Genomic DNA, 24,942 nt, shown 5'->3' with positions numbered 1-24,942 from the left:
CCGGCAGTTTTCGCCGGGCAAGGGCGCCCTGTGCGGTTCCTCGATTGCCGGGCGCGTGGGAATTGCCGCATGTCATTGAATACCATCATGAGCACGGCGAGCTCGGGGATGATGGCGGCCCAGACGGGCCTGCGCGTCGTCTCCGACAACATCGCCAACGTCAACACAGCGGGCTACGTCCGCAAGACGGTCAGCCAGTCGAACCTGATTTCGAACGGCATGGGCGTGGGCGTCAATATCGACGCCATCAAGCGCGCCACTGACCGCTTCCTGCAATCGGCAAGCCTGAATTCAGCGTCCGACTCCGGCCGCGCAGGCGCCCTGGCCACGGCGATGGACAGCGCCCAGAAGCTGTTTGGCGACCCCAGCGGCGACAACAACTATTTCGGACGCCTCGACGAGATCTTTTCGGCCTTCTCGGCCGCAGCCGACGATCCCTCGTCCACCCTGCTGCGCACTCAGGCCCTGACGCGCGTCGATGACTTCCTCAGCGAATCCGCCCGGATCACCTCGTCCTTGTCCGCCATGGGCAAGGACGCCGACAACCGCATCGCCACCAATGTTGATCGGGTCAATGACCTGCTCAAGCAGATCAACACGCTCAACACCGACATCACGCGCGCCCAAGTGGCCGGCGCCGACGCCACGGGCGCCGAGAACGTCCAGAGCGGCCTGATCGACGAACTGTCGACCATGATGAACATCCAGGTCAGCCAGCGCTCCAGCGGCGGGGTTATCGTTCGCTCCACCGAGGGCCTGAGCCTGGCCGGCGACGGCGCCGCTGTCGTCTCGTACGAGAAGTCGAGCACGGCCACCGGCTTCCTGCAGGTGGTCCAGGCCAATGGCGCCAACTACCCGGTCGCGCTCAATATCTCGAGCGGCGAACTCAAGGGTCTGATGGACCTGCGCAATACCGAACTGCCCAACCTGACCGACCAACTGGGCGAGTTCGTCTCACGCTCGGCCGAGGAACTGAACCGCGCCTCCAACGCCTCGACCTCGGTCCCGGCGCCCGACACCCTGACCGGCCGCAACACGGGCCTGGACGAAGCCACCGCGCTGAGCGGCTTCACGGGCAAGATGACGATCGCCCTGACCGACTCCAGTGGCGTCATCCAGCGCCGGGTCAACGTCGACTTCAGCGCCGGCACGATGACCGTCAACGGCGCGGCGGGCCCCGCCTTCACCAGCGCCAACTTCATCGCCCAACTGAACACCGCCCTGGGCGGTCAGGGCACGGCCTCGTTCAATGGCGGCGTGCTCAGCCTCAACGCCAGTGGCGGCAAGGGCGTGGTCGTGGCTGATGACGCCACCAACCCGACGAGCAAGGCCGGCAAGGGCTTCAGCCACTTCTTCGGCCTCAACGATATCGTTCACTCCAACGGCTACTCGCCCTACGAGACCGGCCTGACGGCCACCGACCCGCACGGCTTCACGCCCGGCGACGTCATCAGTCTGCGTCTGACCGATGTCGAGGGCGGCCGAATCCGCGACGTCAACATCTCGGTGCCCGCCGGCGCCACGATGCAGGACCTGATGGACGCCCTGAACAACCGCAACAGCGGTGTCGGCCTCTATGGGAACTTCGCGCTCGATTCAAAAGGGCAGATGAACTTCACGAGCTATACCGGCGCGCCCGTCACGCTGTCGGTGGTGTCCGACGACACCGAGCGCGGCACCGGCGGTCCGTCGATCACCGAACTGTTCGGCGTGGGCCCTACCGAGCGCGCCACGCGGGGCGAGCGCTTCAGCGTCAACACGCTGATGGATCAAGACCCCACCCGCCTGCCCTTCGCCAAGCTGAACCTGTCGGCCGCCGTCGGCGCGATTGCCCTGGCCGTTGGCGACGGTCGCGGGGCCCTGGCCCTGGCCAAGGCCGGCGACAACACGACCAATTTCTCGGCGGCCGGCGGAACCGGCGCGGCCTCGACCAGCCTGCTGCGCTACGGCGCGGACTTCGGGGGTTCGATCGCGCGCAAGGCTGCCGCGGCGACCAGCCGCAAGGACGCCGCCGACGCCGTGAATGTCGAGGTCGACACCCAGCGCAAGTCGCAGGAGGGGGTCAATCTGGACGAGGAACTGATCAACCTCACCACCTATCAGCAGGCGTTCAACGCTTCCGCCCGCCTGATCCAGGCGACCAAGGACATGTTCGATGTCCTCACAAACATGACGAGATAAGCGATGACCCGCGTCTCCACCGTCTCCAACTACAGCGTGATGACCAGCAACCTGATGCTGGCCCAGATCCGCCAGAACACCCTCGGCGAACAGGTCTCCAGCCAGAAGGTCGCCAAGGACCTGAAAGGCTACGCCAAGAACGCCGAGGTGTTGACCGCCATGCGCAGCGCCCAAGCCAAGATCGACGGCCTGCTCGACCAGACCAAGCTGGTCTCCAACCGGCTGGACATGCAGGAAACGGGCATCAATCAGCTGGCGAACTCGGCCGACAACGCCCGCAAGGCGATCGCCAACGCGATGGCGGCCGGCAACGCCCAAACCCTGATGCAGCAGCTTCAGGCGGCGTTTGGCGACGCCGTGCAGGGTCTCAATACCAAGTCGAACGGTCGGTACGTGTTCGCCGGCGGCCAGACCGACACGGCGCCCACCTCGGCGACATCGCTTGCCGACCTTACGGCCGCTCCGACCACCGCCTCGCTGTTCCACAACGACGATTATATCCAGACCAGCCGCATCGACGAGCAGACCTCGGTGCAGACGGGAATGCTCGCCGACCAGTTGGGCACCGGCGTGTTCGACGCGTTCAAGCAGGTCCAGGCCTATGTCGACGCCAATGGTCCGTTCACCGGCAACCTGACCGACACGCAGAACCAGTTTCTGAAAGGCATGCTAAGCACCTTCCAGACCGCCTACACCGGCACGGTCACCGCCCAGGGCAAGAACGGCCTGATCCAGAACCGTTTCGACAACGCCAAGGTCGACCTGCAGGACCAGGCCGACACCCTGACCACCATGGTCGGCGGCATCACCGACGTCGACATGGCCCAGGCGGTCACCCGGCTGGAGGCGGCTCAACTGGCCGTGCAGGCCTCGGCCCAGGTGTTCTCCAGCCTGCAGGCCTCTTCGCTGCTGAACGTACTGAAGTAGGGCCAAACCTCGCAAAGCCGGCCCCAAGGCGCTATATGGCCGCGATGGACGCCCACACGACCCTTTCCGCCTCCTCCCCGCCGGACGAGGCTCTCGCCGAGGTCCTGGCCGACCGCGCGGTGGCGATGGCGCGCGAGGCCGTGGGCCTGCCGGCCGGCGCGCGCGTGGTGGTGGCGATGTCGGGCGGCGTGGATTCCACGGTGACCGCCGCCCTGCTGGCTCGCGCCGGCTATGACGTCGTCGGCGTCACCCTGCAGCTCTACGACCACGGCGCGGCCATCGCAAGAAGGGCGCCTGCTGCGCGGGCCAGGATATCCTGGACGCCCGCATGGCCGCCGAACGGATCGGCATCCCGCACTATGTCCTCGACTACGAAAGCCGCTTCAAGGAGCAGGTGATCGAGGAATTCGCCGACGCCTATCTGCGCGGCGAGACGCCCATTCCGTGCGTGCGCTGCAACCAGACGGTCAAGTTCCGCGACCTGCTGGACGTGGCCCGTGACCTTGGCGCCGAGGCCATGGCGACGGGCCACTACGTTCAGCGCGGCATGTCCGGCAACCGGCCACAACTGCGCCGGGCGGGCGATCCGTCCAAGGACCAGAGCTATTTCCTGTTCGCGACCACGCGCGACCAACTGGACTTCCTGCGCTTTCCGCTGGGCGACATGCCCAAGAGCGAGGTGCGTCGCGTCGCGGCCGAGCTGGGCCTGGCCATCGCCGACAAGCCGGACAGCCAGGACATCTGCTTCGTGCCCGAGGGCAAATATACGACCGTGATCGACCGGATCCGGCCGCAGGGCGCCCTGCCCGGCGAGATCGTCCACATGGACGGCCGCGTGCTGGGCAGCCACGAGGGCGTGACCCGCTACACCATCGGCCAGCGCCGGGGCCTCAATGTCGCCGTCGGCGATCCCCTGTTCGTGGTTCGCATCGACGCCGAAAAACGCCAGGTGATCGTTGGCCCTCGCGAAGCGCTGCTGACCGCCTCGCTGGTGCTGAAGGAAGGCAACTGGCTGGGCGGCCAGGACAGCCTGGAAGCCGCCGCCGAGGCGGGCCAACCCGTGCTGGCCCGCGTGCGCTCGACCCGTGAACCCGTTCCGGGCCGGCTGGCGATGGTGGACGGCGAGTTTCGCGTGGTCTTCGACACCCATGAAGAAGGTGTCGCCCCCGGCCAGGCCTGCGTGCTTTACGATCCCGCCGATCCCGACCGCGTGCTGGGCGGCGGATTCATCGCCAGCACCGTTCGTATCGAGCTGACGCTTTAGGCCTTAGCCTTACCGGCTGGCGATCCCGCCCGACGACCTGCCAAGCGGCCTCGCCTTGCGCCTGCGCAGAGGTTTGGCTAGCCTGAACGCTCAACCGGGGGTGGTTTCAGGTGCGCAAGCGTTGGTGGATAGCGGTTGTGGTCCTGGGGGCCCTGGCCCTTGGCGGCGCGGGCCTGATCGGCCTCACGGCCTGGGAGGCCGAGCGCGCGCGGCGAGACCCCGTGGCGGCGCGGATCGCACACAACGAAAAGGTCTTCGACGCGGTCTGGAACACCGTGGATCGCAAATACTACGCGGCGGACTTCGATCACGAACGCTGGCGACGATTGCGCGATGTCTTTCGGCCACGGGCCAGGGCCGCGGGAAACGAGGCCGAACTCTATATCAACGTCCTGACCAACATGCTCAATGCGATCGGGGCCTCTCATCTGGGGGTGAGCATGCCGCCGCCATCCCTGCCCCCGCCTCCGCCGCGGCCGGCGACGAGCGCGGCCAAGACCAGCCCCGCGCCAACCTCAAGGAAGCTGTTCGGCTGCGGCGGACTCTACCTCAAGCTGACCCCAGGCGTCGAACTTGCCACCGTCCGGCGCGGCGCCGACCAGCGGATGCGGGTGGCCGATGTCAGCCGGGGCAGCGCCGCCGAGCGGGCCGGGATCGCACCCGGCGACATTATCCACAGCTTCACGATCGCCAGCCGCAAGAACGGATGCCCCCATGCGCGCATGACCCTGAGCACCCCGGGGAACGCGCCTCGCCAGGTCGCCTACGACATCGAGGATCGACCGGAACGGCCGCCCGTGCAGCGCGTGGACCTGCCTAGCGGGGTGCGAATCCTGCGCTTCGACGGCTTCAACCGCGAGAGCCTGCGGTGGCTGGACGACGCCCTGGCCGCCGCGCCGGCCAAGGGGTTGGTGCTGGACCTGCGCCACAACGGCGGCGGCGAGATCTGGGTCGAGACCAGAATCGTCAGCGACTTCCTTCGCCCCGACTCGGCGATGGGAACCCAGGTGGCGCACGGCAAGGCGAGGGCGTGGCGGTCGAAAGCCTCAAAGGTGCGCTATGATGGACCACTGGTGGTCCTGATCGGCCCGGCCAGCGCCAGCGCCGCCGAGATCACCGCAGCCGTGATGCGCCATCATCGCCGCGCGCTGCTGGTGGGGTCGGAGACGGCCGGAGCGGTCCTGACCTCGCGCAGCTATCGCCTGCCGGATGGGGGTCACGTGATCGTGGCGGTCGCCGACTATCACACGCCGGACGGGCGACGACTGGAGGGCGCAGGGGTCAGGCCCGACCGCCCGGTCGCCCAGACGCTGGAGGCCATCCGCGCAGGTCGCGACCTGCCGCTGGAAGTCGCCGAGCGGGCTATCCTGGCGGGCGAGTGGCGCCCCTAAGCCTTGGCGGCCGCGTCTCGACGATCAGCCGCGCGGCGCCCCGCAGGCTCTCCTCCGCCCGGACGCCTCGTCGCAGCCCCGGATTTGCCGTTTACCTGCGTGGGTCGAGAGGCCAATAAGGGTGGGTGGCGAAGGGTTTGATCCCGTGATTTGCGCGCCTGCCTCGAGAGTTGATCACCAGTGCCGGATGCGGGCGAACAAGGTTTGAAAGCCGGACGGCGCCGCCTGACCTGGCTGGCCGTCGGCATGGCGCCCCTGGTGCTGCTGCTGGGCGCGATGGTCCTGACCCACATCATGGGTCCGCACGCCAAGGCCTCCGCCTCCAGGGCCAGTGCTTCGCTGACGCCCCGAGGCCCGCTTCACCTGCCCACCCAACCCTCCGACTGGCGCGGCGCGATCGACTATCGAGCGCTGGACCGTCGCCTGGACGCCATGATGACCGACCGGTCGATGGAGGGCCTGGCGGTGGCCGTCGTCGAGAACGGCCGGCTGTCCTTCGTGCGCGGCTATGGCCGCACCGCGGCCCAGCATGGCCAGCCGGTCAACGCCGGGACGGTTTTTCGCTGGGCCTCGCTGTCAAAGACGGTGTCGGGAACCCTGAGCGCCCGGCTGGCGGCCGATGGCGTGTTCTCGTTGTCCGATCCGGTCGAGGCGTTCCACACCAGCCTGCGCCTGCCCGGCGACGCCCAGCGCAGCCTGACGGTCGAGCAGCTTCTGTCGCAACGCACCGGCCTGCCTAAGAACGCCTATGACGACCGGCTCGAGGATGGTCAGGACCCGTCCGTGATCCGCGCCGCCCTGGCCGCCGTGCCGGAGGCCTGCGCGCCGGGCACCTGCCACAGCTACCAGAACATCGCCTATGACACGATCACCGAGGTGATCCGGGCCCGCACCGGCGAGGCCTATGACCAAACGGTACAGAAACGCCTGTTTGAGCCCCTGGGCATGACCACCGCCTCTATCGGCGCGGCGGGCCTGATCGGCGCCCCGGCCTGGGCCAAGCCGCACCGCAACGGCAAGACCCTGACCCTGTCCGAGGCCTATTACCGACTGCCCTCGGCGGCGGGCGTGAACTCCACCATCGCCGACCTGGCCCTGTGGATGCAGGCGCAGATGGGCTTGCGGCCAGATGTTCTGCCCGCCCCCGTGCTAGACGCCGCCCAGCACGCCCGCGTGGCCACGGCCAGCCCCTATGGCCGGTTGCCGATCGCGCGGGCGCTGACCCACGCCGGCTATGGCCTGGGCATTCGCAGCTTCACCTACAAGGGTCACAGGCTGATCGGCCACAGCGGCGGGGTGTCGGGCTATCGCTCGACGATGATGTTCGACCCGGCGACCAAGACCGGCATCGTGATGTTGTGGAACAGCGACGCCAACCTGCCCTTCCGCTTCCAGGCGGAGTTCTTCGACAGCGCCTACGGCCTGCCCTTCACCGACTGGCTGGACCTGAAGAACGCCCCGGGCGAAACGAGGGCGGTGCTCGCGGACTGAGATTCCTCAGGGCGTTGAGCTTGGGCCTTGCCCGGATCACCCCGCGATCAGCGCCGCGCGTTCCTCTGCGGTGATCGGACGCCAAGTCCCCTCGGGCATGTCGCCCAGGGTGAGCGAGCCGACGCGGACCCGGAACAGGTCGACGACCTTCCACTCCAGCAGCTCGCACATCCGGCGGATCTGGCGGTTGCGGCCTTCCTGCAGGATGACCTGCAAGCGCTGGTCGGAGATCACCTCAACATGGGCCGGGCGCAGTTCGCGGCCGTCCAGTTCGAGGCCAAAGCGCATCAGCTCCAGCTTCTCCTCGGTGATCTCGCCCATGATGGCGACGCGGTATTCCTTTTCCAGCTCCGACTGCGGGCCGATCACGGCCTTGGCCACGACGCCGTCCTCGGACATCAGCAGCAGGCCGCGCGAGTCCATGTCCAGCCGCCCCACGGGGGCCAGTCGATTGCTGAAATTGGGGATCACCGCCTCGTGGGCCCACAGGCTCTCGCGCTTCAGCAGCCGCACGGCCGGGATCTGGCCAGGATCGGGCTGGGACGAGACGATACCCACCGGCTTGTGAATCATCACCGTCAGGCTGGATTCCAGCTTGTTGGTGGCGCGGTCGGCCAGCACCAGGGTCTGGCCGGTCAGAATTTTACGGCCGACATCCTCGACCACTTCGCCGTCGATCGACACCAGGCCGTCGGCGATCAGGGCTTCGGCCTCGCGACGCGAGCAGACCCCGGCTTGGGCCAGCCACTTATTGACCCGCTGAGGCTCGTCCTCGTCGTAGGTCCGGGTGAAGGCCATCAGTTGTAGCCGTCTTCAAGAGTGGCCAGACGCGCGGCCTGGTCCTCGGCGATCAGCGGCTTGATCACGTCGTCCAGGGCCTCGCCCTCCATCACCTTGCCCAGATTGTAGAGCGTCAGGTTGATGCGGTGATCGGTGACCCGGCCTTGCGGGAAGTTATAGGTGCGAATGCGTTCGGAGCGGTCGCCGCTGCCGACCTGGCTCTTGCGGGCGTCGGAGCGGGCGGTGTCGAGGGCCTCACGCTGCATGTCGTAGAGGCGGGCCTTCAGGTTCTTCATCGCCCGGGCGCGGTTCTGGTGCTGCGACTTTTCCGAGCTGGTCACCACCACGCCCGTGGGCAAGTGGGTGATCCGCACGGCGGAGTCGGTCTTGTTGACGTGCTGACCGCCGGCGCCCGATGAGCGGTAGGTGTCGATGCGGATATCGGCCTCGTTGATCTCGATCTCGACGTCTTCCACCTCGGGCAGCACCGCGACGGTGGCGGCCGAGGTATGGATGCGGCCTTGAGCTTCGGTTTCCGGCACGCGCTGCACGCGGTGCACGCCGCTCTCGAACTTCAGCCGGCCGAACACGCCGTCGCCGGTGATCGAGGCGATGATTTCCTTGTAGCCGCCCATCTCGCCCTCGGAGATGCTGTCGACCTCGACCTTCCAGCCCTGGCTCTGGGCATAGCGCTGGTACATGCGGAACAGGTCGCCGGCGAACAGGGCCGCTTCGTCGCCGCCGGTGCCGGCCCGGACTTCGAGAATGGCCGAGGCGTTCTCGTCCTTGTCCTTGGGGGCCAGCATCAGGCCCAGTTCGTGCTCCAGGACCGGCAGCTTTTCGTCAAGCGCCTGCATCTCGTCGCGGACCATCTCGGCCATGTCCGGATCGCTGGCCATCTCTTCCAGGCCGGCGCGGTCGGCGGCCAGCTTGGCCAGGGTCTGCACGGCCTCGGCCACCGGGCGCAGTTCGGCGTGCTCCTTGGAGAGCTTGACGATCTCGGCGCCGTCGGTGGCGGCGCCCATGCGGGCCTCCACTTCGCGGAAACGGTCGAGAACCTGGTCGAGTCGGGCCTGGGGCAGTCGCAAGGGGTGACGTCACGCTTGAGGGGGATCGGGCGGTCTCTGTACCCCTCGAAGCGCGCGACGTCACCCCGGCGTGGGCGCGACTACTTCGGATAGATCATCGTCTCGGTGATGGCGGCGTCGCCGTTCACCGAAACCTTGACCTGATCGAAGGTCGGCTTGGCCCGCAGCGAGGCGGCATTGACTGTCGACCAGCCCTCGGCGGGCCGGCCGTCGGGACCGGAGGTCATGGTCCAGTTGCTGTCGGCGTCATGCAGCACCGAGATGGCGTAGTCGCCCGCCGGGACGTTGGGGAGGGCCACCTTGACCTGGCCGTTGACCGCGCCGTCGAGGATGGCGCCGCTAGTCTGGGCGCGCTGCATGTATTGGTCGCGGCTTTGCACCGTGACGAGGATCTTGCCACCCTTGGCCTGAACGCCATCCAGGGTCAGGTCGATGGTTCCGGCCCAAGCGGCGGTTGGGGCGGCGCCGGCGGCGGCGGTCAGGGCGAGGATGGCGGCGGCGGCCGTGGCGAGGCGGTTCATGGTGTCTGCTCCCTCAGTGTGATTGCTGATGAAGCACTTTTATTTTCAAAGTACGTGGCGTGGCAAATTAAAAAGGAGTCATGCGACGGGCCGTGATGCAAACGCAGCCCGCGACCCCATGTACGAACTTCCCGACGGCCAAGCTGGCCGCTCGCGTCTCCGGAGTTGCCCATGCCTTCGATGTATCGCGCCACGGTTCCCGTGCTGGTCCGCGGCCTGAAGATTCTCAACACCCTGCTGGAAAAGGGCGAGGCCCATGCCGAGGCCTTGGGCCAGGACCCGGCCGGATTGACCGGCGCGCGCCTGGCGCCCGACATGCTGCCCCTCGTGGGCCAGATCCAGCGGATCTCCGACACCGCCAAGGGCGCGATCGGCCGCCTGACCGAGGTGACCCCGCCCGCCATGGCCGATGATGAAGCGACCTTCGCCGACCTCAAGGCCCGCATAGCCGCGACGATATCTTTCCTTGAGAGCGTCGATCCAGCCGCCTTCGACGGCGCCGACACCCGGGAAGTCACACTGAAGGCTGGCCCCTTCGAAGCGAAGATGTCCGGCGAGGACTGCCTGCTGGGCTTCGTTCTGCCCAACTTCTACTTCCACCTCACCACCGCCTACGGGATCCTGCGCCACCAAGGTGTTGCGGTCGGCAAGCTGGACTATCTGGGCCCCTTCGCCTGATCCAGTCCCCCCTCCTCGTCTGACGGGGAGGGGGCGACCGACCGACGGGTTGCTAGGCCGCGTGGACGATCCAGACCGCCGCGGGCATCAGAACACCCTCCGGCGTGTCGTATTGAGAAAGACAGGCCCGAACCGCCTCGCGGACGGTCGGCGCCAGGTCCGGAGCCTCCCTGAGGGCGGAACCCAGAGGACCGACGCGGAAGGTCAGGTCAATGGTCTCCTCAAGGGCGCCGCCGCCGATCATGGCGTCGAAGGGCGTTATGCTGATCTGGTCGAAGCCGGCGGTCCGCAGGATCGCTTGAACCCTTTGCGGATCGGCGAAGGCGAAGGGTCCGGGCGCTGTCGGATCGGCGGGCTGGATCGGCGGCAGGAAGGGCTGAGCCGCTTCCATCGGCGCCCTCATCCAGAGGTTCTCCGCGTAGGGGCGCCAGCACACGAAGGCCAAGCGTCCTTCGCGCTTCAGCGCCTTGCGAAGATTGGCGAAGGCGGCGGCCGGGTCACTGAAGAACATCACGCCGAAGCGTGAGAACACGCCGTCGAAAGCGCCCTCGCCCAAGTCGGCGGTCTGGGCGTCGCTCCGAAGAAAGTCAGCCGGGCCCGCGCCCGCGGGACGCGCCCGCGCCCTCGCCACCTCCAGCATTGGCTCGGAGATGTCGACGCCCGTGACATGACCGGCGCCGCCGACCCGCGCCGCGAGATCCAGCGTGGTTTGCCCGCAGCCGCAACCGACATCCAGAATTCGCTCGCCGACCCGTGGCGCCAGCACCCGCAGGGTCTCCTGGCCCAGCGGCGCGATCTGCCGATCCAGTTGCGCCTGGAACCGGGCCCAGGTGTGACCGACAGACGCGTTCCAATAGTCGACCTGGGCGGCGTTTGCGGCTTGGATAACAGTCTCTGACACGGAAGCTCCTGGGCGGCTGACGCCGCGGATCGAGGAAGAGCAAAGGACGACGCCCTCAGGCGACGTGGGCGACGCCCAGCTCGCACCAGCCCAGCGGCCGAGGCGCCTTGGGCATGTAGAAGGTCTGGATTTCATCAATCACGAAACCCGCGTCTTCGATCGCCGCGCCGACGGGGCGGGTCAGATGGCATCCGCCGGCGAGCGGTGTCCAGAACGGCTCGATCCGTCCCTGCCAGCGCGCCACCTTGGCATCCGGCGCCAGGCCGTGCTCGCAAAAGAGAAAGCGGCCCGAGGGCTTCAGCACCCGTCGCGTCTCCGCCAGCACGGCGGCCGGCGTGTGGACCGAGCAGAGGGTGAAGGTGCAGACCACCGTATCGAAGCTATGGTCGTCGAAAGGCAAATTCTCGGCCTCGCCGGCCAGGACCTCAACCCTCAGGCCCTCGGCGCGAGGCGCGGCAAGAGCCAGGTCCCGCAAGCCCGGTGACGGATCGACGCCGGTGACGCTGACCACCTTGGCCGGATCGTAGAAGGCCAGGTTCAGCCCGCCGCCGATCCCGAGCTCCAGAACTCGCCCTTCCGCCCGAGGCGCCACCTTGGCGCGCTGCCTGGCGATCGCGCCGGCGCCACAGGCGCAGCGGATGAGCCGGGGCAGGATATGGCGGTCATAGAATGAGCTCATGGTTCCGATGTCCTCCCGTCCGCCGCCAAGCCTCAGAACCCAGCCTTGACCTCGATCGCCACCACGGCCCGCGACGAGCGCGAAGGCCGCAGGTCGCCATCAACCACCACCCGATAGGGTCCCTCGCGCGCGTCCAACGGCTTGCCATTGACGGTGTCGGCGAGGACCACGGGATTGGCGCGGTAGACCGGGTCGGTCTCGGCGATCGACAGCATGCTGGTGAAGCCGTCGGACGCGCGGATCACCACCACCTGATTGAGATATCGCCCCATCAGTCGCTCGCCGGAGACGACGCCGGCCTTGAGCAGCACCTCGTGCAGCAAGGCCCCTTCATAGACGACGCTGGCGCCCTTGGCGGTGATGGTCGCCTTGGCGCGTGGCAGGGACGCGACCTCGGCGGGGCTCAGCACCACCGAGTCCCGACCGGCCACCGTGACCTGGAGGTCCTGAGCGACCGCGCCGGTGGCGGCGATAGGGCCCATCAGCAGGGCGGCGGCGAGGACGAGGATCAGGCGCATCTGCGGCTCCGGCTTGAGATCCGAAGGTGCCCCGCGCCGCCCTTACCGCGCAAGCATCAACCGTGCGAGCGCACCAGAGGCAATAACGGAAGGTCCGTCGCCATCTCCCGCGAGGCCGGGACGGAACCGGCGCGGTGGTCGACAAACAGCGGATAGAGCGAGGCGACCAGAAGCGCCGCCATGGTCACATTGAAGGCCCGCAGGACGGCGGGGCGATCCAGATACCGCCGCATGACCTGGCCAAAGCCCGCCCAGGCGGCGCTGCATGGCGCGCCCACCAGCATGAAGGTTCCCGCCAACAGCAGCACGGTCTCCGAACCACTGCCTTCGGGCGTGTAGGTGGTCGCCGCGCCCACCGCCATGGCCCAGGCCTTGGGGTTGAGCCACTGAAATCCCGCAGCCTGCAGGAAGGTCATGGGCCGGCCGCCAGCCGCCTTTTCATTGATCCCGGTCGTCGTGGCGATCTTCCAAGCCAACCAAAGCATATAGGCGGCGCCGACCCACTTGAGGACCTCGTGCAGCACGGGGAGGGTCCGGAACACGCCCGACAGCCCCCAGCCCATCGCCACCACCATGACGCCCAGGCCCGCGCTGATCCCCAGGATGTGAAGGATGGTGCGGCGAAACCCGAAGTTCGCGCCCGACGCCAGCAGCATCATGTTGTTTGGACCGGGCGTGCCGGCTGTGGCGAAGGCGAACAGAACGAAGGCGAGTAGCAGATCGGGGGTCACCACGAACTCCTTTCAGGAATGTCATCGTGATGTTCTCGATTGATCCATGAGTCAAAAGAAGTATTGTCACCATGACAATCACGGAGCCGCCATGTCGGTCTGGACCCCCACGCTCCTTGAGGGCGCCGCGCCGATCTATGAGCGCCTGGTCGACGCCCTGCGCGCCGACATCGCCTCGGGCGCCCTGGCCGCCGGGGCGCGCCTGCCGCCGCAGCGTGATCTGGCGCACCGCCTGGGTCTGGGCCTGGGCACGGTCACCCGCGCCTATGTCGAGGCCGAGAAGGCGGGCCTGGTCGACGCTCATGTCGGGCGCGGCAGCTTCGTGCGCGGCGGGGCGGCGACCAAGCCAGCCCGGGCTCCCGACAGCGGGCTGATCAACCTGTTCCACAACATCGCGCCAAGCAGCCCGGCGGAAGCACGCCTCGCCGACACCCTGAACCGTCTGCGAAAGCGCCCCGACCTGTTCGAGCATCTGGGCTATTCGCCCTCCGCCGGGATGGAGGTCCAGCGCCGGGCCGGCGCAGCCTGGCTGGAACGCGGCGGCCTGACAGGGGCCGACTGGACGCGGCTGGTCTGCACCGCCGGCGCCCAGCAGGCCCTGACCCTGGCCTTCGGCGCCGTGGCCCGTCCGGGTGATACGGTGCTGTGCGAAGCCTCGACCTTCTATGGCGTCAAGGCGTTGGCGGAGCACGCGGGCTATCGGCTGAAGGGCCTGGCGATGGACGCCCAGGGTCTTCGCCCCGACGCTCTGGACGAGGCCGCCGCCACCGGCGCCTACCGCGCCGTGGCCATCCAGCCCACCCTGCAGAATCCGACGGGCCGGATCATGAGCGCCGGCCGCCGCGCCCAGATCGTCGCGGTAGCCCGCAAGCACGATCTACTGCTGATCGAGGACGACATCTACGCGGTCTATGCCCCGGACGCTCCGCCGCCCTTTGCGGTGCTGGCCCCGGAGCGCACCTTCCACGTCTCCGCGGTGTCAAAATCGTTGGCCCCGGGCCTGCGCCACGGCTTCCTGATCGCCCCGCCCGGCGAACACATCGACCGCGTTCTGCGCGCCGTCCGCGCACTGGCCTACGCGCCGCCGGCCTTTGGGGGCCTGATCGCCACCCAGTGGATAGAGGACGGCGCGGCGGACGCCATCGTCGCCGAGGTGGTGTCCGAGATGACCGAGCGCCTGACCCTGGCGCGCGAGATCCTGGGCGGCGTCATAGAGGCGCCCATGTCACCCAGCGCCCCGCACGTCTGGCTGCCGATGTCGGAGCTGGACGCCGAGCGGCTGGCGGGCCGCGCCCTGCGTGGCGGCGTCGAGCTGACCCCACCCTCGGCCCCGGTGGTCGAGCCGGGCCTGACCACGGGCGTGCGACTATGCCTGGGCGCGGCGCGGGATCGCCACGAGCTGGAACGCGGTCTGCGGATCGTGGCGGCGGCGGTGGCCGATGTGGACGAACGGGCGCGGGCGGTGATCTAGCCGGCCGACTCGCGTCAGACTGCGGACCCAGACCCAAGCCCAGGAGCCGCCATGGCGACCGCCACCGCCCGTATCGGCGAAACCCGCTACGCCACGACGATCACCACCGGCAGCCACACCCTGACGGCCGACGAGCCGGAAAAGCTGAACGGCGCCGACGCCGGCCCCGCGCCGTTCGACCTGCTGCTGACTGCCCTGGGGGCCTGCACCGCGATCACCCTGAAGATGTACGCCGAGCACAAGGCCTGGCCGCTGGAGGCGCTGGACGTTCGCCTGCACTATCACGGCGGCGAAACCCCGCCGCGCATCGAACGCGAGCTGGTTCCGCGTGGCCCCCTCAGCGACGAGCAGCGGACCCGGCTGGCCGATGTGGCCGAACGCACGCCGGTGACCCTGGCCATCAAGGGCGGCGTCCCGATCAGCACCACCCTGGCTGAGGCCTAGTAGAGCAGCACCTTCACGACCGCCGAACCGTCGGGCAGCGGCGAGACGACCTTGACCATCACCTGGCTGTCCTTGGCCAGCCAGAAGCGCGTCGCGGGGAATTCGGGGCGGTTATAGTCGGTGGTCATCACCCAGCAGTCGATCCTGCCACCGGCCGGCGTGCTCAGCACTTCGGAGCCCGTCACCTTGAACAGATAGGGCGCCGGGTCACCGCCACCCGGATGCAGGAAGTTGATGCTGGCCTCGAAGCCCGCCTTCAGCGGCAGGGCCTGCAGAAGCTCCATGTCGGTCTCGAAGTTGAAGGTCCGCTGTGGCGCGGCGACGTCATAGGCCTTGGCGGCGTTGTCGGGCAGGTCCGCCAGGCCGATGACCCGGTCGGCCGTGAACGCGAAGCCCTCGACCTTGGTCTGGCCGTCCTTCGTGGAACGGCGGACATGGCTGATCGGGGCGAAGGTGCCCAGTTCGAACCAGGAATCCAGGGTCTTGGCGGCCGGCGTGGTCCCGCTGTCCCAGTGCTGGACGATGTGCAGCCGGTCGCGCCCATCCTTGGACTCAAAGCGGATCTCGCGGGTCCAGATGTCCACGGGCGTCAGGGTTTCGCCCGTCTGCTTGTAGCGCAGATAGCGGTGCACGCCGGGCTTGATCCTGTCGAACCGGGCCAGGGGTTCGCCGACCGGCACCGGCGTGACGGCGGCATGGGCCGAGGGCGCACCCAGGGTGACAAGCAGGGCGAGCGCGGACGCGACGGCGAGGGGTTTCATGGCGACTCCGGAAACAGGACGCCACAACAGACACCGCCAGAGACGCCGGCTCCAGTTACGATGCCGTAATCCCGACCTACTCCGCCGCGATCGCCTCGGCGTCGGCGGCGGCCTTCAGTTCGGCGGCACGCTGTTCGACCAGCTCGACGATGTGCTCGATCATGCCGTCATTGGACTGCTTATGGTCGGGTTTGCCGGCCATGTAGATCATGCCCGAGCCGGCCCCGCCGCCGGTGAAGCCCAGGTCGGTCATCAGGGCCTCGCCCGGGCCGTTGACCACGCAGCCGATGATCGACAGCGACATGGGTTGGCTGATGTGGGCCAGGCGCTGCTCAAGCGCTTCCACCGTCTTGATGACGTTGAAGCCCTGACGCGCGCAGGATGGGCAGGCGATGATGTTGACGCCGCGATGGCGCAGGCCCAAGGACTTGAGGATATCGAAGCCGACCTTGATCTCCTCGACGGGGTCGGCGGCCAGGGACACGCGGATGGTGTCGCCGATGCCGGCCCACAGCATCGAGCCAATGCCGATCGACGACTTCACCGTGCCGGTGCGCAGGGCGCCGGCCTCGGTGACGCCCAGGTGCAGCGGACAGTCGATCCGCTCGGACAGCTGGTGATAGGCCGCCACCGTCATGAACGGGTCTGACGCCTTCACCGAGATCTTGAACTCGTGGAAGTCGTGATCCTGAAGAATGCGGGCGTGGTTGAGGGCGCTCTCGACCATCGCGTCGGGGCACGGCTCGCCGTACTTTTCCAGCAGTTCGCGCTCCAGCGAGCCGGCATTGACGCCGATCCGCATCGAGCAGCCATGGTCACGGGCGGCCTGGATGACGTCGCGCACGCGATCGGGGCTGCCGATGTTGCCCGGATTGATCCGCAGACAGGCGGCGCCAGCCTGAGCCGCCTCGATGCCGCGCTTGTAGTGAAAGTGGATGTCGGCCACCAGCGGCACGCGGGACTCGCGGGCGATGGTCTTGAAGGCGGCCGTGCTGTCGGTGTCAGGACAGCTGACGCGAACGATGTCGGCCCCGGCCTCTTCCAGCTGACGGATCTGCTCCAGCGTCGCGGCGGCGTCACTGGTCAGGGTGTTGGTCATCGACTGGACGGTGATGGGCGCATCGCCCCCGACCTCGACATTGCCGACGCGGATCTTGCGCGACTTGCGGCGCTCGATCATGCGCCAGGGACGAAGGTGAGTGTGATCTGCGGCCATGAGAGCAATCTAGGGCCTTTGCGGCCGGAACCCAAGGCCGTCATCGAAGGTTCGCGCCGTCTTCCGGCCGGCGCGCATTGATCAGCCGGCGGGCGGAGCCGGCTTGAGCAGCTTGCTCAGGGCGGTCTGCGACGAGATCAGGCGACCGGTCAGGGCGCCGTTCGAATAGACGTCGAACAGCGTGGGGTCGGAGACGTCGGCGATCAGGCCGGCGGTGCGCGGGGCGCGATAGGCCTCGCCGGCGTTGAGTTGACGGGCGAAGAACACCGAGCCATCGGCGCCGCGCACCACCAGGGTGGCGGGCTTGCGGGCCTGGATGATCACACCCGAGGCGTCGGCGGCGGTCGCGCCGTGGACCACGCCCCTGGGCTTGAACGCAGAGCCGATCGCCGCGATCTGGGCCGCGTCGGGCGCGACCGGACCGCTGGCGGCCAGAGCCGAGGCGCGCGCCTTGGAGGCGGCGGTGGCGGCGTCGGCCGAACCGCCATTGGCGGCGGCGTCGTCGAGACCGGGGGTCTTGTAGGGCTCGGGCGTGGTGGATTCCACCGGCGCCGGCAGGGGCGCGCCCAGCGACACGGCCGAACCGTTCGGCGTGGTCGCCGCGTGCGGCGCGGCGGTATTGGCCGCCACCTGACTGGAGGGAGCGTCCTTGGACATGGCGCGCTGCGCCACGTTCCACAGCAGGATGGCGCCCACCACCAGCAGGCCGCCGACCAGGATCAGGGCGAAGCGCGGATCACGCTCGCGACGCACGCCGACGGGCGCGCGCAGTTCGCCGCCATCGTCGGGAACGTCGTTCTTGAACCGCAGCACCGCCGCTTCGCCGTCCAGACCCAGCAGGTTGGCGTAGGCGCGGACATAGCCGATGGTGAACGGACGCGAGGGCAGCTCTTCAAGCCGCAGGTCCTCAAGCGCCTCGATATAGCTCTGGCGAATGCGCGTGGAGTCGGCCACGTCCTGGGGGGTAAGGCCGCGGAAGGTGCGGGCGGCGCGCAGGGCGGCGCCGATATCAACACCCTCGTCGACCGACGGCTGGCCAACGCCGACAAAGCCTTCTTCAGGCTCAGCGTCGGAGACCATATGCAATTGCCTGACAACGCCCGTGTCCAGCGGCATTACGGCTATATCACCCCAAAAATCGCGTAGCGCGCGAACGCCAGGCCCCACCCGACTTCGTGTCGCACGAAGTCCTTAACACTCAAATGTGAATATCAAAGTAAGTTACGGGATTCAATACACTAACGGCAAAGCTTGGTTAAGCGCCGGGCCAAATCACACGGCGACGTAAAGCTTGCGCGCCAGGGTTTCGATCTCGCCACGGAGCGATCCCGCGGAGGTCTTCAGCAGGGCCTCGACATTGCGCCGGGCCGCCTCGCGATCGCAGGACAGCACCATCTGCTTGACCGGTCCGATGCCGGCCGGCGGCATCGACAAACGGTCAAAGCCCAAGGCAACCAAGGCGAAAGCCTCAAGCGGCCGCCCCGCCATCTCACCACACACCGACACGGGCGTGCCGGTATCCTGGCAGGCCTGCTGGATGGTTTTCAGCGCCCGCAGGGCGGCCGGCGACAGCGGATCGTAGCGGTCCGACACCCTGGGATTGCCCCGGTCGGCGGCGAACAGGTACTGCATCAGGTCGTTGGTGCCGACCGAAACGAAGTCGGTCATGGGCAGAAGTGCGTCAAGGTGCCACAGCAGCGACGGCGCCTCGATCATGGCTCCGACGTCCAGGCGGGCCGGCGCGGGGCGGCCACGCTTCAGCGCCCAGGCCACTTCCTGGTCGACGAAGGCGCGGGCGGCGCGGAACTCGTCCACATTGGCCACCAACGGGAACATGATCCGCAGCTCGCGGCCCTGCGAGGCCTTGATCAGGGCGCGGATCTGCATCCGCAGCAGGGCCGGACGGTCCAGGCCCATCCGCACGGCGCGCCAGCCCAGGGCCGGATTGTCCTCGCGCTCCATCTCCATGTAGGGCAGCAGCTTGTCGCCGCCCAGATCCAGGGTGCGGAACGTCACGGGCATGCCGTTGGCGGCTTCCAGCACCTTTTCATAGAGCGCCGTCTGAGCCTCCAGCCGGGGCATTTCCTCGGCGACCATGAACTGGAACTCGGTGCGGAACAGGCCGATGCCCTCCGCCCCCGTCTCGCCCAGGATATCCAGATCGACGGCCAGGCCGGCGTTCATCAGCAGGGTGATCTTTGCGCCGTCCTTGGTGAAGGCCGGCGTGTCGCGCAGACGGGCGAACTCGGCCTTGCGCTGGGCGCGGACCTCCATCCGGGCGCGCAGCGACTTGACCACGTCAGGACGCGGCCGGAGCCAGGCCTCGGCGGTCTCGGCGTCGACCACCACGGGGTCGCCCTCGCTGACCCGGTCGCGCAGGCCGGCCAGGCGGCCCACGCACGGGATGTCCAGCGCCCGGGCCACGATGCCGGCGTGGCTGGCGGCCGAGCCTTCCTCGAGCAGGATGCCCTTCAGCTTGGTGCGGTCATATTCCAGCAGGTCGGCGGGACCCAGGTTGCGGGCGATCAGGATGGCGTCGTCGGGCAGCTGACGCACGGCGTGGACATCGCCCGACAGGTGGCGCAGCAGCCGGTCGTTGAGGTCTTCGAGGTCGTGGAGACGCTCGCGCAGATAGGGGTCGCGGGCCTGGCCCAGCCGGGCGCGGTGCTCGGAGCGGACGCGCTCGACGGCAGCCTCGGCGGTCAGGCCCGAACGGACGGCCTCTTCCAGACCCCGGTTCCAGCCCCGGTCGTGGGCGAACAGGCGATAGGTGTCGAGCACCTCGTAGGAAGCGCCGACCAGGCCGCCCTGGCCTTCCAGCATCTCGTCGATCTGGCTCTGCAGGGCGGTGACGGCCGCCTTGAGGCGCACCTCCTCGGCCACGGCGTCGTCCGACAGCAGCTGTTCGGGGGCGACCGGCTGCTCGTGCAGCACGGCCACGCCATAGGCCAGCCCCTCGGCGAAGCGCGCGCCCTTCAGCCGCTCGGGCTTGTGGGGCGCCAGCTCGACGTCCTTGAGCTCGTCAGCGCCCAGCAGTTCGCTGGAGCTGACCATCTCGGCCAGCACCATGGCGATGATCTGGAGGTCCTCGACCTCTTCCTCGCCATAGACGCGCTCGGTGCGGTTCTGGACGACCAGCACGCCGATCGAACGGCCGCCGCGCAGCAGCGGCACAGCCAGGAAGGCGTGATAGGGATCTTCGCCGGTTTCAGGACGGTACGAGAACGAGGGGTGGCTGGCGGCGTCGGACAGGTTCAGCGGCCGGCCGATGCGCATGGTCTCGCCGACCAGGCCCTCGCCGGGCTTCATCCGCGTGACGTGGACGGCGCTCTTGTCCAGGCCCTCGGTGGCGAACAGCTCAAGATCGTTGGAGGCGCGGCGCAGATAGATCGAGCAGACCTCGGCGACCATCGAGATGGCGATGGTGCGCACCACCATGTCGAGCTTGGCCTGGGCGGGACCGCCCCCGGCCATGGCCTCGCGAATCTGCCGAAGCAGGCTGCGTGGTCCTCGAACGGCGATGCCGGATGCCGCCATGACGCCTTTGCGCTCTCCATCTGCCGACTGCGGTCTAACCCGACTGGAGCAGCCATGGGTTAAGAAGCCGCTTCGGCCTTCAGGGCGCTATAGCAGATTTCGCGCAACGCACAGCGGTCGCCCGAAGTTTGTCTCGCTCGCGACGCGAAAAAAGGCGCCGCCCTTCCCGGGGGAAGGACGACGCCAGTTTTCGCCGGGAAGGATCCGGGATCAGGACCTAGCGGCGATAGCCTTGGTCATAGCGGGCGTCGTAGCGGCTCTGGCCATAGTGGTGGCCTCGATCGTGGCGATAGGTGTCACGGGCCTGGTAGCCGCTGTTGTAGCCGGTGTTGTAGCCGTAGCCGTTGTTGTAGGCCGGGCGGGTCTGATAGCCGTAGCCAGTCTTGTACGAGCGACCGTAACGGTCGTCGTCATAGCCATAGCGGTCGTTCTTGCTCTTGGCGGTCGAGGCGCCGATGGCCGCGCCGGCGACGGCGCCGACAGCGATCGCGCTCTTATTGCCGTCGCCCAGGGCGGCGCCGGCCAGGCCGCCGATCACGGCGCCGATGACGGCCTTCTGGGTCTTTTCACCGGCGAAGGCGCCCGAGGCGGGCAGGACCAGGGCGGCGGTGATGGCGCCGGCGATCAGGGTCTTGGAAACGGTCTTCATGGCGGTTCTCCTTTCGAGAAGCGTCGCCAGATCCGGAAAAAGGCCCGGTGCGGCGCTGTTGGGACCTTTGTCGCAAACCGCGCTTGAACCCGATCTGAACGGCGGTGTTCAGGTGGCGGTCATGTTGGGGTTGGCCGTGCGTCCTTCGAGGCCCGCCGCGCGGGCGCCTCAGGATGAGGAGCGTTGTTGCTGCTGAATTCCTCATCCTGAGGTGCGAGCCGAAGGCGAGCCTCGAAGGACGCAGGGGCCTTAGGCGGCGGAAGCCACCGCGCCCGGCCGATGCAGCGACACCGACCACAGCACCCCGGCCAGCATCAGCCCGATCGCCGCGCCCTCCAGGGGACGGGGCCAGCGCGCCTCGTGCAGGAAGCCGTACAGCAGGGCGAACAGGGTCTCGAACACGATCAGCTGGCCCGACAGGCTGAGCGGCAGCAGGCGGCTGGCGGCGTTCCACAGGCCGTTGCCGATCACCGAGGCGCCCAGGGCCACGGCTAGGCTGACGCCCCAGAACAGCGCCCAGGCGTCCAGCGCATGCGCCGTCCCCGTTAGCGCGAAGGCCGGGATAACCAGCACCAGCGACAGGCCCCCGGTCACCACCCCGGTCAGCAGCGACCATTCGTGGCTGTTGAAGCGGGGCGTCACGGCCAGGCGGCGCGCGTTCCAGACCGCGTAGACCGTCCAGCAGGCCAGGGCCAGCACGGCGCCCAGCACCCCCAGGATCAGGCGCGGCGCGGGCGCGCCCTCCCCGCTGCGAAACACGTCGACATTGATGCAGACCACCCCGGCCGCCAGCAGGGCCAGGGGCGCGGCCAGACGCCGGATCGGCACGCCCTCCCCGGGTCTCGCCCCCACCAGGGTCACCGTGACGGGCAACAAGCCGATGATCAGCGAGGCGGCCGCCACCCCGGCGTTCTGCACCGCCACGGCCAGGCCGACATAATAGATCAGGTTGCCCAGCAGGCTCAGCAAAGCCAGGTCGCGCCAGTCCCGGCCTGTCATCCGCCCGAACACCGCCCTGGCGCTGGGGGCCAGCAGCGCCAGCGACGCCAGGCCATAGGCCAGGTAGCGCCCGGCGGTCATCTGCAGCGGCGTGAAGGCGTGGAGCAGCATCGGCGCCAGGAACACCCCGCCCCAGAACCCGCCGGCGATCAGGCCGCACAGCAGGCCCAGGAGAAGTTTGCGAGGGTCGGTCATCAGCTCGAACTAGCAGGCGGCGGGGGTGGCTGGCTTGGCGAAAGCTCCCGGAGTTTGAGCGCGGGCTCCTTTGGGCGCCAGCCAGGTCGGATTGCGCCCCTTGAGGCACAAGGCTTGGGCATGGCGTCTCGACCTCGCGCTTTCGCTGCGATGGTGGTGGGAAGGGTCGCGGAGCGTCCGGACGACGTCCGGATGATTGTGTTTTCAAGTACCGTTTCGACGAAGCCGTCCGCTCCGCGTGACCGTTCTGGCGAAAGCGCGCGGCGCTCGAGCCCTGTTGGGGCCTCGCCGCCTTGAAGCCTCCGACGGGCGGACGGGATAGCGTTCCCCGCCCGGACTGCCGATCCTCCCGGACCAGCCTGCTGCTCGTTCGACCCTCGAGGTCACGTCGTTTTTGTTTTCCACGGCCGACCGCCGCCAGAGAACAACGAGGTTGACGGCCCGGAGCGCAAGACGCTCCTCCCGCCATCGATTGAGCTTCCCGCTCGATCACCCCTGACAGCCGCAACGGTCGCCGTACGTGCGCCCTTCCCGTGCTGTCAGGTGAGATCATTATGCGGGCGGTTTCAGCGCGGAGGATTGGCGCGATCAACTATTTTACAGGGCGTTGATCGGGTTGAGGTTTGGTCTGGAAAGAGCGGGGATTGAGGGCGGTCTATCCCCTCAAGTCCTCCCCCTAGCGGGGGAGGTGTCGGCCCTTCGGGCCGACGGAGGGGGAAGTAACCGCCGACTCCTTGCGGTCTTCCCCCACCGGCCTACGGCCGCCTCCCCCTTCAGGGGGAGGACTTGGTGGCGCGCGTCCCGCCCGCCCTTCGCGCCTACGGGAGCCATCCTTAAATCTCACGGCGAAACGATCGCCGGTCTGTCCAGGAGATTTAAGGATGAGCGGGGCGTCCACTTTGGGGACTGACGGGAAGCGCAGCTTTCGCCCCTTAGCGGACCTTTTTCACCCGTTGGCTCTTTGAGCATCAAGCTGGTGGACTGCATCTGCCATACATTTTGTCGAGCAGCGCCAAATACTCGTCGAAAGGCTGCAACCCTGCGGAACGGCGGCGGGCATCGAGATGGCTTGGGTCCTCAATTGACTTTGGTCGGGCGTGCTTACCGTCAAGGCACTCTGGACGCTGAGTGCCATACCGTTGCGGTCGTCCGTCTTCTACCGCCATGCGGTCGAACAGAATGGCGTATCCAGATGGCCGCTGATCAGCCGAGAGCGCTTCCATTTTCGCAAGCGCCTCTCGCTGAAATTCCACGTCATTCGAGTGGATCACGATTGCAAAAGCCGCCGCAGAAGCCCGGTCGCCCACCTGTTCAGCTGTGAACCAACCCCGCCCGTTCAGCAGCGCCTTCAGGCGCATAACGTGCTGCTGATCAATGGGCTCGAATTCACGCGCCCAGACGCCGTCAAGAGCGCGCCGATCTTCATCACTTGCATTCTGGCGTAGCGCGAGGAAGCGGGTTCGCATCTCCTGATCCAAAGCGCCCATGCCTGCAAGTTCACGGATGATTGGTGCGTTGCGCCGAAGAGCCTCAATCGCTTTCGAGGCCGCATCGACAGGCTCTTGGGAGGCTGAGGCCAGGCCATGTATGGTCAGGCACAGAACTGCTCCAACGACTAACTTGCCCCTCATGAAACTCGCCGCTCCGTGAAGACTACACCGCACCAATTTGTTCGGTGGCACAGCTTTTCACAATGGTGGAAACGGATCAGGCGAACGGCGGCTCACCACCCATCCCGGCCGTCGATCTCCATCTCCAGCACCCCGCGACGCGGCAGGACGATCTGGTCGAAGGCGTGAACGTGCGGCGGCGCGTCCTGACCGTAGCGGCGGAACGACAGCTGCGCGGGGGCGGTCAGGTCGTGACCCATGGGCCGACTATAGGGTGCTAGCCGTGACCGGGCATGGCCAGGGGCTCGGCGGCGTCCCGGACCAGCCGGCGGGCCTGCTCGAGGGCCGCGTCGATGTCGTCCTCGATGAAGGCGACTTCCAGGTCGGTCAGCGGATGCGGCGCGGAGATGGTTTCACGCAGATAGGCCCGCTTTTCGGGCTCGGTCATCGTCCACCAGCCGACGGTGTGGCCCTCCTCGATCACCGCATCGCCCATGGCCAGCAGGTCATCGGTGTCGAAGATCGGCTGGCCCGGCTTTTCGGGGAACCACTGGCCGTCGTCCGGCAGGGCCTTGTCGAGTTGCTTGAGCAGGGCCGCCAGCCAGGGGCTGATCAGCAGCGGCTTTTCATAGCCGTCGCCGAACTTGGCGCGCAGCAGCAGGTCATACAGCAGCTCAAGGCCCGCATCGCCGTGGAAGGTGACGGTCTTGGCGGCGGGGTCGAACTTGAAGACGTCGGACATGGGGGACTCGTGAAGGCTTGCCGCCTTCATAACGTCAGAACACGACGTTTAGGCAACGGCGAAGCGGTGCGTCCTTCGAGGCTCACCTGCGGTTCGCGCCTCAGGATGAGGACAGCTTGTTCTGAAGCCCTCATCCTGAGGCGCCCGCACAGCGGGCCTCGAAGGACG

24 protein-coding genes and 1 pseudogene are annotated in these 24,942 nt (G+C 67.8%); 8 read left to right on the top strand and 17 right to left on the bottom strand.

The window, feature by feature from the left end:
* The first annotated feature begins 69 nt into the window (after nucleotides 1–69).
* The 5 genes and pseudogenes from flgK to ACQY9P_RS11275 all read left to right on the top strand — a co-directional run bounded on the left by flgK (nucleotide 70) and on the right by ACQY9P_RS11275 (nucleotide 7,254).
* Nucleotides 70–2,181: a flagellar hook-associated protein FlgK gene (gene flgK / locus ACQY9P_RS11295; RefSeq protein ID WP_421739165.1), complete on the top strand. Its 2,112-nt coding sequence runs from the start codon at nucleotides 70–72 to the stop codon at nucleotides 2,179–2,181.
* Nucleotides 2,182–2,184: 3 nt separating this feature from the next.
* Nucleotides 2,185–3,108: a flagellin gene (locus ACQY9P_RS11290; protein ID WP_421739166.1), complete on the top strand. Its 924-nt coding sequence runs from the start codon at nucleotides 2,185–2,187 to the stop codon at nucleotides 3,106–3,108.
* Between the two features lie 44 nt (nucleotides 3,109–3,152).
* Nucleotides 3,153–4,372 (top strand): annotated as a pseudogene (gene mnmA, locus ACQY9P_RS11285) (tRNA 2-thiouridine(34) synthase MnmA).
* 137 nt (nucleotides 4,373–4,509) lie between these two features.
* Nucleotides 4,510–5,763: a S41 family peptidase gene (locus tag ACQY9P_RS11280; protein WP_421739167.1), complete on the top strand. Its 1,254-nt coding sequence runs from the start codon at nucleotides 4,510–4,512 to the stop codon at nucleotides 5,761–5,763.
* Between the two features lie 204 nt (nucleotides 5,764–5,967).
* A complete protein-coding gene (locus ACQY9P_RS11275) occupies nucleotides 5,968–7,254 on the top strand; it encodes a serine hydrolase domain-containing protein (protein ID WP_421739168.1) in 1,287 nt (428 codons plus the stop codon).
* Nucleotides 7,255–7,290: 36 nt separating this feature from the next.
* Here the strand turns inward: ACQY9P_RS11275 and ACQY9P_RS11270 are convergent, their stop codons facing one another.
* The 3 genes from ACQY9P_RS11270 to ACQY9P_RS11260 all read right to left on the bottom strand — a co-directional run bounded on the left by ACQY9P_RS11270 (nucleotide 7,291) and on the right by ACQY9P_RS11260 (nucleotide 9,643).
* On the bottom strand, nucleotides 7,291–8,052 hold the full coding sequence (locus ACQY9P_RS11270) for a pseudouridine synthase (protein ID WP_421739169.1): 762 nt from the start codon (nucleotides 8,050–8,052) through the stop codon (nucleotides 7,291–7,293).
* Nucleotides 8,052–9,122 (bottom strand): peptide chain release factor 1, encoded by a 1,071-nt coding sequence (prfA, locus tag ACQY9P_RS11265; protein WP_421739170.1) that lies wholly within the window; start codon nucleotides 9,120–9,122, stop codon nucleotides 8,052–8,054. Before prfA ends, ACQY9P_RS11270 begins: the two co-directional genes overlap by 1 nt.
* 80 nt (nucleotides 9,123–9,202) lie before the next feature.
* The gene (locus ACQY9P_RS11260; protein ID WP_421739171.1) at nucleotides 9,203–9,643 is read right to left on the bottom strand and encodes a DUF2141 domain-containing protein; all 441 of its coding nucleotides are present in this window, start codon (nucleotides 9,641–9,643) and stop codon (nucleotides 9,203–9,205) included.
* Nucleotides 9,644–9,814: 171 nt separating this feature from the next.
* Here ACQY9P_RS11260 and ACQY9P_RS11255 point away from each other — a divergent pair, with 171 nt between their 5' ends.
* Nucleotides 9,815–10,321 (top strand): DUF1993 domain-containing protein, encoded by a 507-nt coding sequence (locus ACQY9P_RS11255; protein ID WP_421739172.1) that lies wholly within the window; start codon nucleotides 9,815–9,817, stop codon nucleotides 10,319–10,321.
* A gap of 52 nt (nucleotides 10,322–10,373) precedes the next feature.
* Here the strand turns inward: ACQY9P_RS11255 and ACQY9P_RS11250 are convergent, their stop codons facing one another.
* From ACQY9P_RS11250 to ACQY9P_RS11235, 4 genes are read right to left on the bottom strand one after another with little or no spacing between them, the layout of a single operon-like run.
* Nucleotides 10,374–11,222, bottom strand: a complete 849-nt coding sequence (locus ACQY9P_RS11250) for a class I SAM-dependent methyltransferase (RefSeq protein WP_421739173.1) — start codon at nucleotides 11,220–11,222, stop codon at nucleotides 10,374–10,376.
* A gap of 55 nt (nucleotides 11,223–11,277) precedes the next feature.
* Nucleotides 11,278–11,901, bottom strand: a complete 624-nt coding sequence (locus ACQY9P_RS11245) for a class I SAM-dependent methyltransferase (protein ID WP_421739174.1) — start codon at nucleotides 11,899–11,901, stop codon at nucleotides 11,278–11,280.
* A 32-nt stretch (nucleotides 11,902–11,933) separates the two neighbouring features.
* Nucleotides 11,934–12,419: a molybdopterin-dependent oxidoreductase gene (locus ACQY9P_RS11240; RefSeq protein ID WP_421739175.1), complete on the bottom strand. Its 486-nt coding sequence runs from the start codon at nucleotides 12,417–12,419 to the stop codon at nucleotides 11,934–11,936.
* Between the two features lie 56 nt (nucleotides 12,420–12,475).
* Nucleotides 12,476–13,150, bottom strand: a complete 675-nt coding sequence (locus ACQY9P_RS11235) for a LysE family translocator (protein ID WP_421739176.1) — start codon at nucleotides 13,148–13,150, stop codon at nucleotides 12,476–12,478.
* A 91-nt stretch (nucleotides 13,151–13,241) separates the two neighbouring features.
* On the opposite strand from ACQY9P_RS11235, the gene ACQY9P_RS11230 reads away from it, so the two are divergent.
* Nucleotides 13,242–14,621, top strand: a complete 1,380-nt coding sequence (locus ACQY9P_RS11230) for a PLP-dependent aminotransferase family protein (RefSeq protein WP_421739177.1) — start codon at nucleotides 13,242–13,244, stop codon at nucleotides 14,619–14,621.
* A gap of 51 nt (nucleotides 14,622–14,672) precedes the next feature.
* Nucleotides 14,673–15,065, top strand: coding sequence for an OsmC family protein (locus ACQY9P_RS11225; protein ID WP_421739178.1), 393 nt, complete (start codon nucleotides 14,673–14,675; stop codon nucleotides 15,063–15,065).
* Here the strand turns inward: ACQY9P_RS11225 and ACQY9P_RS11220 are convergent.
* From ACQY9P_RS11220 to ACQY9P_RS11175, 10 genes are all read right to left on the bottom strand, one after another.
* Nucleotides 15,062–15,826, bottom strand: coding sequence for a hypothetical protein (locus ACQY9P_RS11220; protein ID WP_421739179.1), 765 nt, complete (start codon nucleotides 15,824–15,826; stop codon nucleotides 15,062–15,064). The genes ACQY9P_RS11225 and ACQY9P_RS11220 overlap by 4 nt on opposite strands.
* A 76-nt stretch (nucleotides 15,827–15,902) precedes the next feature.
* On the bottom strand, nucleotides 15,903–17,042 hold the full coding sequence (gene ispG, locus ACQY9P_RS11215) for a flavodoxin-dependent (E)-4-hydroxy-3-methylbut-2-enyl-diphosphate synthase (protein WP_421739180.1): 1,140 nt from the start codon (nucleotides 17,040–17,042) through the stop codon (nucleotides 15,903–15,905).
* Nucleotides 17,043–17,123: 81 nt separating this feature from the next.
* Nucleotides 17,124–18,158 (bottom strand): helix-turn-helix domain-containing protein, encoded by a 1,035-nt coding sequence (locus tag ACQY9P_RS11210; protein WP_421739181.1) that lies wholly within the window; start codon nucleotides 18,156–18,158, stop codon nucleotides 17,124–17,126.
* Nucleotides 18,159–18,314: 156 nt separating this feature from the next.
* Nucleotides 18,315–20,579, bottom strand: coding sequence for a phosphoenolpyruvate--protein phosphotransferase (ptsP, locus tag ACQY9P_RS11205; RefSeq protein WP_421739182.1), 2,265 nt, complete (start codon nucleotides 20,577–20,579; stop codon nucleotides 18,315–18,317).
* Nucleotides 20,580–20,796: 217 nt separating this feature from the next.
* Nucleotides 20,797–21,228 (bottom strand): hypothetical protein, encoded by a 432-nt coding sequence (locus tag ACQY9P_RS11200; protein WP_421739183.1) that lies wholly within the window; start codon nucleotides 21,226–21,228, stop codon nucleotides 20,797–20,799.
* A gap of 119 nt (nucleotides 21,229–21,347) precedes the next feature.
* On the bottom strand, nucleotides 21,348–21,509 hold the full coding sequence (locus ACQY9P_RS11195; protein ID WP_421740114.1) for a hypothetical protein: 162 nt from the start codon (nucleotides 21,507–21,509) through the stop codon (nucleotides 21,348–21,350).
* Complete coding sequence (locus ACQY9P_RS11190; RefSeq protein WP_421739184.1) at nucleotides 21,478–22,422, bottom strand: DMT family transporter; 945 nt, start codon at nucleotides 22,420–22,422, stop codon at nucleotides 21,478–21,480. Before ACQY9P_RS11190 ends, ACQY9P_RS11195 begins: the two co-directional genes overlap by 32 nt.
* Before the next feature lie 968 nt (nucleotides 22,423–23,390).
* Nucleotides 23,391–24,053, bottom strand: coding sequence for a DUF6624 domain-containing protein (locus tag ACQY9P_RS11185; RefSeq protein ID WP_421739185.1), 663 nt, complete (start codon nucleotides 24,051–24,053; stop codon nucleotides 23,391–23,393).
* 92 nt (nucleotides 24,054–24,145) lie between these two features.
* Nucleotides 24,146–24,292 (bottom strand): hypothetical protein, encoded by a 147-nt coding sequence (locus ACQY9P_RS11180; RefSeq protein ID WP_421739186.1) that lies wholly within the window; start codon nucleotides 24,290–24,292, stop codon nucleotides 24,146–24,148.
* A 17-nt stretch (nucleotides 24,293–24,309) separates the two neighbouring features.
* Nucleotides 24,310–24,774: a hypothetical protein gene (locus ACQY9P_RS11175; protein ID WP_421739187.1), complete on the bottom strand. Its 465-nt coding sequence runs from the start codon at nucleotides 24,772–24,774 to the stop codon at nucleotides 24,310–24,312.
* Nucleotides 24,775–24,942: the final 168 nt, after the last annotated feature.

Origin of the sequence: Caulobacter sp. (assembly GCF_965279145.1) — a bacterium.
Classification (GTDB): Bacteria; Pseudomonadota; Alphaproteobacteria; order Caulobacterales; family Caulobacteraceae; genus Caulobacter.
This window is presented reverse-complemented; position numbering and strand designations above follow the sequence as displayed.